The organism is Rhodanobacteraceae bacterium (assembly GCA_024234055.1).
GTDB lineage: Bacteria > Pseudomonadota > Gammaproteobacteria > Xanthomonadales > SZUA-5 > JADKFD01.
In genome coordinates, this window is the sequence record JACKOW010000006.1 from 1 (window position 1) to 12,703 (window position 12,703).

Genomic DNA, 12,703 nt, shown 5'->3' on the forward strand with positions numbered 1-12,703 from the left:
ACCGACACCTGCTCCGACACCAGCACCTGCTCCGACACCAGCACCAGCACCAGCACCAGCACCCGCTCCGGCGCCAGCACCAACACCGTCTGCTGCACTGCCGGCGACCGCCCAGCTCGGGATGCTCAGCGGGCGCATCGAACTGTCCAGCAGCGGACGCATCAAGGTCGAACCCCGCGATCTCGGCGACACCCTGGTCTATTTCGTTCCCGACCAGGGCAATGTGCGGGCCAAGCCCGGGCGCTACACCATCTACACCCAGGGCAAGGCCTTCGATCCGCCCCTGCTGGTGATCCCGCAGGGCAGCACGGTCTCCTTTCCGAATAATGATCCAGTGCGCCACAACGTGTTTTCGGCCACGCCGGGGGCCAGCTTCGATCTCGGTTTCTACGGCGAAGGCGAGACCCGCGAGCATGTCTTTGACCAGCCCGGGCTGGTAGTCGTGAACTGCAATGTGCACCACGTCATGCAGACCCAGGTGATGGTGCTGCCGACGGCATTCCAGTCCAAGGTGGATGCCCAGGGTCGCTATCAGCTCAAGGATCTTCCGATCGGACGCGGCACCCTGTACGTGTGGAACCCGCGCGCCAATCTGCTGAGCCAGTCGATTGCCGTCACCGAGCGCGGCAATGTCGACCGCAAGCTGCTCCTGACCAAGCCCCGTGTCGGCGGCTGAGGACGATCAGGCATGAAAGGAATTTCCCACTGGTTGATCGGGCTCGCCGGGGCTGCGCTGTTGATGGGTGCCTGCTGGCTGATCGCGGCTCAACTGCAGTCCCTGCAACGGCAGACGGATGAGGACCGCGCAGCGCAGCTTCTGCAGACGGCCCAGGATCAGCTCGAAGTCAACGCCCGCTCGCAGCTGCGACTGCGCGCCGACCTGCTGGCAGCGGATGGTGCGACCATGGCCTATGTGGTCGATGCCCTTCAGCAGGGCTCGATACCGGGCGAGAATGTGGATGCGGCCTCGATCAGCGACGTGCTCGCCGAGCGACGCTCGCAGCTGGGGCTGGATCTGGTGGGTGTCATCGCCGTCGATGGCCGCTGGATCGCCGGCACCCGCCCCTGGACCGACGGCGGCAGCAGCCCGGCCCGCCATCCCTTGTTCCGGCAGGCCCGCGATAGCCACGAGGCAGCCACCGGTCTGGTGCTGGACGAGCGTCGGCTGTACCTGGCGTCAATCCAGCCGATCGTGCGCGCCGGCAATGTCGACGCCTACCTTTTTGCCGCCAACGAAATCGGCGCCGATTTTGTTGCCGCACTGGCAAGGCTGGCCCCGGTGGAAGTCAGCGTCTATGCCAGCAGTGATCCGCAGGGCAGCCTGCTGCAGTCCGCGCCAGAGCTGCTCGGAAAGGCCAGCGAAACCATGGTGCGGCCACTTTTCGCGGATGAAGCCACCGCCGAGCTGCGCTGGGCGCCGCTGATCGTGGGCGAGGACGACAGGGCCACGAACTGGCTGCTGGGCCTCGGTGCCGTGTTGTCCCTGGCCTGGATGGTGCTGGTGATCCTGTTCCGGCAACGGGTACTGGACCCGATGGACAACGCCTGCGATCTGCTCGAACGCGCCGCCCTGGGCGATTTCCACCTGCGCGCACCGGCCTGGCCCCGCGGCCGGCGCGGACGCTTTGCAGCGGCTTTTGACAGCCTGATGTTGCGCCTGGGTGCGCCCTGAGGCGCTCAACCATCCACCCCATCGGAGTTCTTCCATGTACAGATTGAATCGGCGCTGCGGCGCGCTGGCAGCGGCCATGCTGCTGTCTCTGGCCCAAGTGAATGCGGCTTCGGCGCAGAACCCTGACGACGCCTATTCGCCAGGCACCGGCGGCAAATTGCTGCTGACCGGCGGCGTCACCCAGATCGAGGGCGCGGGCGGCGGTGGACTCACGCCGTGGGCGCTGATCGGCGGCTACGGTTCGCGTGACCAGATCGGCGCCAACGCCTTCTACACCCGGGTCGATGTCGACGATTACGCGCTCGACGCCTATGGGGTGATGGTCGGCTTCTATGATCGCCTGGAACTCAGCTACGCCCGACAGTCCTTCGATACCCAGGACGTGGGCGCCGCGCTCGGTCTCGGTCGCGGCTTCCAGTTCGAACAGGACATCTTCGGCGCCAAGCTGAAGCTGGTCGGCGATGCGGTGCTGGAGCAGGACAGCTGGCTGCCGCAGATTGCAATCGGCATTCAGCACAAGCGCAACCAGCAGGGTGCGATCGTGCGCGCCGTCGGCGCAGAAGACGATTCCGGCACCGACGTTTATCTGTCGGCCACGAAGATCTTCCTGGAACAGAGTTTGCTGCTCAGCGGCACGCTGCGCTACACCGAGGCCAACCAGATCGGCATCCTCGGCTTCGGCGGCGATCGCAGTTCCGGCAGTTTCGAATGGGAAGGCTCCGCCGCGTATCTGCTGACCCGACAGCTGGCCCTGGGCGCCGAGTTCCGCACCAAGCCCGATCAGCTGGGCGTCGCCAAGGAAGACCTCTGGTGGGATGTGTTCCTGGCCTGGGCGCCGACGCGCCATGTCTCGGTGACGCTGGCCTACGTCGATCTGGGTAACGTCGTTGTCGCCGACCAGAGCGGTGCCTATCTCTCCGTCCAAGTGGGTTTCTGAGGAAAGATCATGAACATGCACAAGCATCTCCCGACGCTGGCCGCGCTCGTCTTCGCGCTCACGTTCAGCGCGACGCCGAGCTGGGCCGAGAACAGCAGCAGCGCAGAGATTCCGAACCCGGCGCCTGCCCATCCAGAGCTGCGGCCGGTCTTTGAAGCCTTCGGCGGCAAGGCCGGCATCACCGCGCTGATGGATGACTTCATGGTCATCCTGCTTGAGGATCCGCGCATGCGTCCCTTCTTCGAGAACGTCGATCAGCAGCGGGTCAAGGACAAGCTGGCCGAGCAGGTCTGCGTGATACTGGGCGGCGATTGCGAATACACCGGCATGGACATGGTCGAGGCCCATGCGGGCATGGAAGTGCGCCATGCCGATTTCAACATCCTGGTCGAAGACCTGCAGATCGCCATGGACCGCCGCGGCATTGCCACCCGCCACCAGAACAAGCTGCTGGCCAAGCTGGCGCCGATGCACCGGGAAGTGATCAATCGCTGAGACCGCGCACCGGCCATCAACGACCTTGTCAAACCGGAGCGGCTTCGAGGAGGGCCGCGCGCCTGCGCGGCCGCTCTGGTCGCTGGCAGTAGGAGCGCCCTCGCGGCGCGACCGCTGTGACGGACGTACGGCGTGCCGGTCGCGACGCGAGGTCGCTCCTATGGGCTAGCGCAGCTCCACCCGAATCGGCTGCGCGGCCCAGGGGAAGCGCAGATGCAGCTGCCCGCTGGCGCTGTCGTGCCAGGCGGCTGACTTGCCGGATTGCCAATCGGATTCATTGCCCAGCGCCACGGCCTGCTGGTCCACGCTCAGCGCCTGCGGTGCGCTCTTCCAGCCATGCACCACCAGCTCCATCTGCCGAACGGCGGGCTTGCCGGCGTAGTCGCCGCCTTCGCGCTTGAGTTCGATGGTCAGGCCGCCATCCTGCTGCCTGGCCGAAAACTCCAGCACCTCGTTGTGGCCATTGTCCGGCGCCAATCGACTGTGGCCATCGTCATCGTACATCCGGCCGCTGGCGCTGCTGACGCTGGCGTCTGCGTAGTAGTGCAGCTCCAGGCGTTCGGTCGTGTACTGCTCGGTGTGGGCGAAGGGCGCCACCATGGGAATGAAGGCACCGGCCCGTACCAGCACCGGGATGGTGGCCGAGGACACCGCAATGCTTGCGGCCTGCCCGCCCTCGTGGCGCGCGTCCGACCAGAAGTCGAACCACACGCCCTTGGGCAGCTCCACCGTCTTGCTCATCTGTCCCGGATCGGTGATCGGCGCCACCAGAAAGGCGTCGCCCCAGTAGTAGGCATCACTGCGCTCGATCAGGCTGGCATCGGCCTCGTCGCCAAAGAACAACGGACGCATCAGCGGCATGCCGGTGCGGCTGTTCTCCCAGGCCAGCGTGTACAGGTAAGGCAGCAGTCGATAGCGCAGACGGATGGCGTCGCGCGCCAGCGCCACGGTCTGCGGGTCGTGGAATACCGGCTCGGAGGCGATGTGATCCTGCGCGTGCGGTCGGAACACCGGCTGGAACACGCCGTATTGCAGCCAGCGCAGGTAGAGATCGGCGTCGAAACTCTCGCCGCCAGCGAATCCGCCCAGATCCGAATGGGTATAGGCCATGCCGAGCAGGCTCATCTGCAGGGCCAGTTCCACCTGTGGCTTCAGGCCGCCCCAGCTGCGCTCGACATCACCGGTCCACGGAATCATCCCAAAGCGCTGCGAGCCCGGCGCACCGGCACGCATCATGATGAAGGGACGGCGATCGGGATAGGTGGCCACATGGTTCTCGTACAGCAGCTTGGCCCAGGTGTGGCCGTAGGCGTTATGCACTTCCTCGGCGGTGCCGTTGACGTGGATGGTGTCGGCCGGATGCACTTCGGGTTCACCAAGGTCTCCCCACCAGCCAGCCACGCCCTGGCGCATCAAGCCAGCGTAGATGTTCCAGAACCAGCTCGCGGCCTCCGGCTTGAACACATCGATCAGCCCGGTGTTGCCGAAATAGAAATCGTAGGTCTTGGGCTGGCCGGCCACGTTCAGCGCCAGCACCCCGGCCTCGACGGCCTCTTGCCAGCGCGTGGATGTGGTCAGGATGAAAGGCTCGGTGACGAGGATGGTCTTGATGCCCTGCGCGCGTAGGTCAGCCAGCATCTGCTCTGCATTGGGGAAGGTCTCGCGGTCCCAGTCGAGCTTGCCCAGATGGCCCTGGATGTCCTTGCCGAACCAGTACAGATCGATGACCACTGCATCCAGCGGGATATCGGCCTGCTGGAATTTCGCCACCACCTCGCGCACCTCGGCCTCGCTGCGATAGCCAAAACGCGAGGCGTAGTTGCCGAAGGCCCAGCGCGGCGGCAGCGGCTGGGTGCCGGTGACGCGCACATAGTTGTGGATCAGCTCGGGGTAGCTGTCACCGGCAAACACCAGATAGCTGAGGCGCCCGGCCACCGCCTGGAATTCGAGAATGTCCGGATCGGTCTTGCCCAGATCGACCGTGCCGCTGGCGGAGTTGTCGAAGAGCAGCAGGTACTTGTGGCTGGACATCACCGCCGGCAGGCTGAAATACATCTGCTCGGATTCGGTGGTGTAGCCGTAGTGCGGCTTGTTGTAGAGCGGCAGCCGATGGCCGCGCCGGTTCATGCCGAGCACACGCTCGCCGGCGCCCATCAGCTTTTCGTCCGGATCCAGATGGAAACGGAAGCCGCGCACGGTTTCGAAGGCGTAGGCGCCCTGCTCTTCGGCCAGCAGCAGCTGGCCCTTGCGGTAGTAGCGGATGCGCAGCGGTGACTTGTCGATGCGCGCCTCCAGCTCGGTGCTGGCAAAGACCAGCTGGCCGGCGCTCTCGGTCATCGCCGTGGTCAGTGGCGGTGGCGCTGCGGCGATGCTGTAGGACGGCAGCTGCTTGACGCCTTTCGGTTGGTAGTGGGCTTCAATGGCCCCAGCTTGCTGAAAGGTCAGCGTGAGCGCGCCCTCGCTGGTCTGGATGTCGAGGCGGTTGCCGGATTGCTGGTGGCTCAGATAGTCGGCGGCGGCCGCGGAGACCGACAGCAGCAGCAGGAGCAGCGCAGCCACGTAGCGAAGGTGGGACGCCCATCGGGCCAGGTGCTCGCGGCCGATGTCACGTAGTTCCTGCGGGACAACATGATCTACGTCGGCGGTGGCGGAGCCTTGCCATCGGTTTCGTTGGGAGTCGATTGAATGTAGGTCACGTTGGCCGCGCAGCGGGCTACGTGACGTGATCTGGCACGAGGCTTCGATTCGACCGACGTGCCTACGGGCGATCGATGGCCGGCTCATGGCTGCACCTCAAACAGATAGGCCGCCAGCGGCGGCAGGGTGATCGGCAGCGAGGCTCCCGTCGGCGATACCACCAGCGGCACGTTCAATCCGCTGCCCAGTTGTTCGACCAGCGTGTGCGTGCCGCTGTCCAGATGCCAGTTGGCGACGATGTCCAGGGGAATCTCCAGATTGAGCTCGTAGCTGCGATCGCTGCGGAAGTTGGCGATGACCAGCAGGCGCTGCTCGGGGCTCCAGCGGGCAAAGGCGAACAGCCGATCATCGTAGCCCGGCGTCAGCGCACGATTGACCCGGTGGATCTCGGCGTAGGCACCGCGCATGGCCGGGCTGTCGGCCACGAAGCTCAGCAGCCGGGCGTGGTAATCGCGCAGGCTGCGTTCGTCCGGAGTGGACGCGCCACCGTCGAAGGCACCCTGGTTGTTCCAGCGCTGCTGGCTCGGTACGCCCCAGTAATCGAAGATCGTGGTCCGGCTGGCCTTGCCGAAACCGGCATCGCCGGCGCCAGGTTCGCCCAGCTCCTGAGCGAAATAGAGCATCGCCGGGCCACGATTGATGGTGGCCGAAACCAGCATCGCCGGGCGCCCGATCTCGGCGTTGCCGGCGAACTGCGGACTGGCGATGCGCTGCTCGTCATGGTTTTCCAGAAAGTGCAGCAGATGCTGATCGATATCGACGAAACGGTCCTGGATCTCGGCCAGCACATCGGTGCCGCCCCGATCCTGCATGACCAACTTCAGGCTGTCGTAGAAATCGACCTTGTCGTAGAGATAGTCCATGCGCCCCAGGCGCAGATAGTTGCGGTACTCGGCCGGGTTGTAGACCTCGGCCAGCAGGAAGGCCTCGGGATTGCGGCGCTTGATCGCCGAATTCAGATAGCTCCAGAACTCCACCGGCACCATCTCGGCCATGTCATAGCGGAAGCCGTCCACGCCCATGGCCTGCCAGTACTCGGCGATCTGCCGGAACTTGATCCAAGACGAGGGCACCGAGCGCCCTTCCCAGTAGGCGTAATGGTCGGCGATGTCGCGCTGCGCATAGTCGGGCGGCAGCGCATCGAAATCATGGCTGCCATCCGGACGCACGCCGAAGTTGATCTTGACCGTCTCGTACCAGTCATCGAATTTCGGCTGCGCGGCGCGAGAGCCGTTGCCGGTCCATTTGGCCGGATTCTCGTCGAATAGACCATCGACCAGCGGATGGGCCTCGCCGCCGAGCGGGCGATAGTCGGCCGGCCACTCGGGCACACGGAAAGGCTGACCCGGTACATAGTAGAAGTTGTTGTCGCGGGCGTATTCGACGCTGGAATCATCCGCGGCGCCGAAGTCCTCGATGCCCGCCGGCTTGGCGATCGAGCGATAGCCGCGCGCCACGTGGTTGGGCACGATATCGATGACCACGCGCATGCCGGCAGCATGGGTGCGCGCGATCAGCGCCTGGAACTCGGCCAGCCGCCGGGCCGGGTCCGTTGCCAGATCGGGATCGACATCAAAATAGTCGGTGATCGCATACGGCGAGCCGGCGCGGCCCTTGACCACGTCCGGATCGTCGGCCGGAATGCCGTAGTTCGAGTAGTCGCCCACCGAGGCATGCCGCGGCACCCCGGTGAACCACAGATGGGTGGTGCCCAGCGCCTTGATGCTGGCCAGCGCCGTGGCATCGAAATCGGCAAACTTGCCGACGCCGTTGTCAGCAATGGTGCCCCAGGCTTTGTTCCTCGTGATCCGATTGCCATGCAGGCGCGTGAACACCTGATAGACCACCGGCTTGCCGGTGATGGCCGGCAGCTCAATGGGCGCGGTCGGCGCCTGGGGTTCAGGCTCGGCCAGCGCGCTCCGCGGCGGCGGCGCTTGCTGACAACCCGCCAGACCCAGCATCAAGACGCCAGTCAGCGCCCCCCATCGATTGCCCATCATCCATCCTGCCTCCCAGCCGGTTGGCCGATGTTAGGACAGCCGCCGCCCCATCGGGGCACAGCGGCCAGCGATGCAATCGAATGCAGCGCCGCGTAGCCCCGCAAGCGGCACGCGCACCCGGGGAAACTGATCACACGCAGCGCTGCGCACGTGCGCGACCGCTGCTTTCCGTAGGAGCGCCCTTGCGGCGCGACCGCTGCCCTCGGAGCCTTGCGCCGAAACAGGTTCCAGGTCATGCAGGAGAAGATCCTCAACGCGGAGAACGCAGAGAGGCGCTGAGAACACGGAGAAGCGCTGATCGAGAGGGGCTTTTGGACTTTCTCCGCAATCTCTCTGCTTTTCCTTTGCGTTCTCTGCGTCCTGCTCCTGGCATCAGCTCAGCGCAAGTTCCGGTTTTCGCGGTCGCGACACGAGGTCGCTCCTACGAACGGGCGCAACGCACCTGGTCGCGACACGAGGTCGCTCCTACGAACGGGCGCAACGCACCTGGTCGCGACGCGAGGTCGCTCCTACGATCGGGCACGACGCACCCGGGGGGAATCAATTGGCGTGACAGCCGGGTTTGTCGATGCGCTCTGGAGGCGGCGTTTCGTCGAACACCGGATCCTCGCCCAACGCCGACTCGACCGAGGCCGCGGCCTCCGCCTCGACCGCCGGGTCGTAGTCCTCTTCAAGTCGGTGACCATAGATGTCGGCGTCGCGCCACTGTCCTTCGAACCAGACCAGCTTTTCCTCGAAGCTGATCGGCGCGTCGAAGAGGGTCAGGGAGGTGCGCACCAGGGTGGTTCTGGCATCGATAGGCTGCTCAGCCATGCGCACACTGGCCAGGATCTGGTCGGCATCGAGCCCGTAGATGGCCACCGCCTGCTTGGCCGAGCGCAGCGCCATGTCAGCCAGTCGCAAGCGCTTTTCAGGGCCTGACAAGGTCAGTTCCAGCGGGTGCGCGGCGCCGCTGGCCAGCACCCAGTCGCGGGCCAGCGTGAGCACCTGCTCGAAGTGCTTGCGGTCGGAAAAATCGGTGCGGGACATCCAGCCGGTCAGCGCCCACTGCAACTCGGTCAGCTGCATGCGCTCCAGCGGGCTCAGGCTGGTGCTGCTGGCGACGTGTTCACCGAGGGCGACCAGACCCATCTGGGCGCTGGCCAACGCCTGCGGCACGTAGGCTTGCCAGCTCGGATACCACAGCGCGCTGGTGCGAGCGACACCGTCGGGTTGCCGCAACAAAGTCCAGGTATCGATGAATTCCTGTTCACTGTCCGATTGCGGACCTTCGGCAATCTTGTCGGCGACCTCGGCCGGACTCAGGCCCAGGTCCTCGCTCAGCAAGGCCTGCAGCGCGGCGGGATCGATGCTCTCCAGATAGGCGGCGGCATCATTGCGTCGCAGCGCCTCGATCATCTTCAGCCGCGAATCGGTGGGGCGGCTGTCCGGCAGCTCGCTGGCAGCGGTTTCCGGCGTGGGGTGCAAATCCACCGAGGCCAGGGCCCCTATCGGCAGCAGCGATAACGCACACACAGCAGCGATCAGAATCTGGCGCATACCTTCCTCACCTCGTTGGGATCGGGAATCAGCTTGCAGTCTTGATCTGACCACGCCGAGTCTGGCTGCGGGCTGAATCGGGGCGGGCACGAGGCGAGGGCACGAGGGCAGGAGGGCACGGGGCACGGGGCACGGGGCACGGGGCACGGGCACGGGCACGGGCAAGGCTACGGGCTCCTGGCTCTTGTAGGTCCAGACTTGTCTGGACCTACAAGAGCATGGTCTTTCCGTCGCGCCCTCGCGGCTACCCCGCCCGCCGGGTACAGGTGAAGAAGCCGTTCAAGGTCAGTCGGCCAAGGGCGGGGTCGGCGCTGAGGCGTTGCGGTGCGGGAATGTCGCTGCAGTGAAACAGGTTGCCGTCGTAGAAGATCATGCGATTCCAGGCCGGCGCCACGCTCTGAACCTTCTCGAACCAGGCGTTGGACTCGGTCAGATAGCCCGGCGCCACGCCGTACTTGTCGGCGAACGCGGTGGCCGTCAAGGTGCCCGACTCATGCACCAGCAGATCGATCTCGGCCTGCGGTCGCCGCGGCACGAAGAAATTGGTGCCGCCCAGCGCCGGATCCTTGAACAGGTACAGCACCGACGCGCCGATGCGGTAGTGATCGCCCAGACCCATGCGGTCACGGTGGCAGATCCACTGCCGCGGCTGCAACTGCTCGGGCTGGAGCGTGACCAGAGCAAGGCGGCTGTGCACGCGCTCGGTGCGGCGGGCGCCGAGGCGGCTGCGGACATGCTGGGCGAAGTACTCGCCCAGGCGCTCGGAGATCAGATCCGGCATGCGCAGTTCCACGCCCGGGTAGGCGTTGTGGCCGGTCATTTCGAAATCGTCGCGATGCTGACAGGCACGATCGACCCAGGCCTGCGGATCCTGCAACACGTGGTCGATCACGTAACAGCGCTGGCCGGGTGTGATCGGAATCTCGCGGATATCGGGGTCGGGGTTGAACATCGGTGAGTGCTTGGGTGGATGACATCGGGATGCGTGCCGCGTGATTCTGTGGCATCGCGGTGGCGAGCGACAGAGGCGTCGCGCAGGCGCCTTGCTGCGGCGCCGCTTTGCAGGTGCCAAAAATCAGAAGCGTGCGCGCCGGCGCGCGTCCCTCCTCAAAGCCGCTTCGAGCCGGCACCGGGTTCATCGCCCGTGCGTCGTATCGGAGCTACTCCCGCGGCTCGGATGGGGATCACGCACGCAAGGTCTCGTACAATCATCTCGGGCATGTACGGAGGCACAAGCATGAAAGGGTTCTGGCTGCTGATTGGCTGCACCGTCTGGGCCATGGCCGCGGCGCAGCCCTTGCCACAGGTCAGCAGCGGCCGCATCGAGCGCCTCGATCCGATCGAGTCCGATCTGATTCCGTCGCGACCGGTGGACGTCTGGCTGCCGCCGGGCTATCCGTCGGCGGCGCCCTATGCGGTGCTCTACATGCACGATGGCCAGATGCTGTTCGACGGCGCCCACACGTGGAACGGTCAGGAATGGCGGGCCGACGAGGTGGCCAGTGAGCTGATCCGCAGCGGCAAGACCCGGCCTTTCATCATCGTCGGCGTCTGGAACATTCCGGCGATGCGCCACTCGGAGCTGTATCCGGAGAAAGCCTTCGAGCGCCTGAGCGTCGCCAAGCAAGCCGAGCTCTACCGAATCGATCGCGGCGACGAGTTGCTGTTCGGGCGGCCGGTGGATTCGGACGACTATCTGCGCTTCCTGGTCACCGAAGTGAAGCCGCGCATCGATGCCCGCTATGCGGTGGATGGCTCGCCGGCCAACACCGTGGTGATGGGTTCGAGCATGGGTGGCCTGATCTCGCTGTACGCAGTGTCCGAATACCCCGAGGTCTTCGGCGCGGCGGCCTGTCTGTCCACGCATTGGGTGGGCACGCTGGTGGGCGACGATACCGAGGTGCAGCAGGCTTTCTTCGCTTATTTCGACGCGCAGCTACCCTCGCCAGCCACACATCGGATCTATTTCGACCACGGTGATCAGACACTGGACGCCTGGTACCCGCCACTGCAGCAGCGCGCCGATGCCTTGATGCGCCGCCACGGCTACGACCGCAGCAACTGGCTCACGCTGTACTACCCCGGTACCGATCACAGCGAGAATGCCTGGTCGGCACGACTGCAGGTGCCGATGCAGTTTCTGCTGCCGCCGCGTTGACCTGAAACTGCCCATGGGCCATGAACCCTGGCAGGAACGAAGCGGCCTTGAGGAGGGACGGGCGCCTGCGCGGCCGCTCTTGATCTCCGCTCAGCGCAAAGCGGCGCCGCAGCGCGGCGCCCTCCACAGCAGCGACTCGATACCCCGGTGCCCGGCGCTGGAATGCAGTTCATGGAGCGCGTAGCGAAGCAATCCAGTGCTTCTCAGGGCGCGATTCTGGGCTGGGCCCGCTGAACCGCGATCTCTGGCGACATCGCCAGCCGACATCTTCGAGACGCTCTGCTTTGTGTGCTTTGCGGAAGATTTACTGATTCAGGTGCTTGCGGTGTATTTGGCGAAAGCCGCTCCCTGGACACGGCCCGTGATGTGCCACGGCAGGCACCGTTCTGTCGCAGAATGGGGTGTCTGCCGCTAGCCTTGATCTGTCCGATGTCGATCACCTTGACTGCCTTCGCCCGCACCCGCTTGTTTCCGCGCGAGCCGCGCCGCAACACCATTCAGGACTGCAGCGCCGACGAGTTCGAACAGCGGCTCAACGAACTGCAGCCGGTCAAGGTGCTGCCTGGCTACGCGCCCTTCTGCCAGCTTCATGTCTACCGCAACTGGACCTCGACGCGCTGCTTTGCGGTACCGATCACCGAGGACAACCGGCATCTGCTGCGCAGCGCCTACGAGGCCCGGACCCGGGATGAGCTGCCGGTGCTGGTGCGCTGGTTCGAAGGCCTGGAACCCCCGGTGGCGGCGTATCTGATCGTGATCCTCTACGACCGCGAGCAGCTGGCGAAAGAGGGCACCGACATCGACACCGAGTGGGGCGTGGTCGGCTGTCTCTACAGCGCCGAGCCGGAGGAAATTCCGATGGCGCCGATCACGATGATGCGCAATGCCCTCGGGGTGGAAGAGGGCGGCTCGGGCGTGCCGCTGGATCGCGCCGCCTACCGTCGCAGCGTGGAATTCTGGGACAGCCACGCCAATTGGCGCGGGTAGGCTCGAAGCGAGTTTCTTGCTGGGGGACGCGCGGCTGTGCTTGATCATGAGTCCAAGTGGCTCCGCAGCGCGATGCCGGCTTTGTTCACCGGTAGGAGCGCCCTTGCGGCGCGACCGCGGCTGCGGATCTGCGACTTGCCGGTCGCGACGCGAGGTCGCTCCTACAGGCCAGCGCGTGCCGGGCGCCGCATGCTTGCCGTCATCCGGCCCGATCAGTC

The 12,703-nt window shown here is 65.4% G+C and carries 10 protein-coding genes; 6 read left to right on the forward strand and 4 right to left on the reverse strand.

All coding sequences use genetic code 11. The annotated features are described in order from the left end of the window. The first annotated feature begins 121 nt into the window (after window positions 1–121). Genes H7A19_11855 through H7A19_11870 form a run of 4 tightly spaced genes read left to right on the forward strand, consistent with a single transcriptional unit; the run spans window position 122 to window position 3,104 of the window. Complete coding sequence (locus H7A19_11855; protein ID MCP5475520.1) at window positions 122–676, forward strand: hypothetical protein; 555 nt, start codon at window positions 122–124, stop codon at window positions 674–676. A gap of 12 nt (window positions 677–688) precedes the next feature. Beyond that, window positions 689–1,672, forward strand: coding sequence for a hypothetical protein (locus H7A19_11860; protein MCP5475521.1), 984 nt, complete (start codon window positions 689–691; stop codon window positions 1,670–1,672). Window positions 1,673–1,706: 34 nt separating this feature from the next. After that, window positions 1,707–2,609: a DUF3034 family protein gene (locus tag H7A19_11865; protein ID MCP5475522.1), complete on the forward strand. Its 903-nt coding sequence runs from the start codon at window positions 1,707–1,709 to the stop codon at window positions 2,607–2,609. Window positions 2,610–2,618: 9 nt separating this feature from the next. Continuing rightward, complete coding sequence (locus H7A19_11870) at window positions 2,619–3,104, forward strand: group 1 truncated hemoglobin (GenBank protein MCP5475523.1); 486 nt, start codon at window positions 2,619–2,621, stop codon at window positions 3,102–3,104. A 165-nt stretch (window positions 3,105–3,269) separates the two neighbouring features. On the opposite strand, the gene H7A19_11875 is transcribed toward H7A19_11870, so the two are convergent. From H7A19_11875 to H7A19_11890, 4 genes are all read right to left on the reverse strand, one after another. Further along, complete coding sequence (locus H7A19_11875; protein ID MCP5475524.1) at window positions 3,270–5,888, reverse strand: DUF5110 domain-containing protein; 2,619 nt, start codon at window positions 5,886–5,888, stop codon at window positions 3,270–3,272. Further along, a complete protein-coding gene (locus tag H7A19_11880; GenBank protein ID MCP5475525.1) occupies window positions 5,885–7,762 on the reverse strand; it encodes an alpha-amylase in 1,878 nt (625 codons plus the stop codon). Before H7A19_11880 ends, H7A19_11875 begins: the two co-directional genes overlap by 4 nt. Before the next feature lie 579 nt (window positions 7,763–8,341). After that, on the reverse strand, window positions 8,342–9,340 hold the full coding sequence (locus H7A19_11885) for a hypothetical protein (GenBank protein MCP5475526.1): 999 nt from the start codon (window positions 9,338–9,340) through the stop codon (window positions 8,342–8,344). 244 nt (window positions 9,341–9,584) lie between these two features. Next, a complete protein-coding gene (locus H7A19_11890) occupies window positions 9,585–10,292 on the reverse strand; it encodes a hypothetical protein (GenBank protein ID MCP5475527.1) in 708 nt (235 codons plus the stop codon). A 285-nt stretch (window positions 10,293–10,577) separates the two neighbouring features. Here H7A19_11890 and H7A19_11895 point away from each other — a divergent pair, with 285 nt between their 5' ends. Both H7A19_11895 and H7A19_11900 read left to right on the forward strand, forming a co-directional pair. After that, a complete protein-coding gene (locus tag H7A19_11895; GenBank protein MCP5475528.1) occupies window positions 10,578–11,498 on the forward strand; it encodes an alpha/beta hydrolase in 921 nt (306 codons plus the stop codon). Between the two features lie 429 nt (window positions 11,499–11,927). Beyond that, window positions 11,928–12,485: a DUF3228 family protein gene (locus H7A19_11900; protein ID MCP5475529.1), complete on the forward strand. Its 558-nt coding sequence runs from the start codon at window positions 11,928–11,930 to the stop codon at window positions 12,483–12,485. Window positions 12,486–12,703 lie beyond the last annotated feature (218 nt).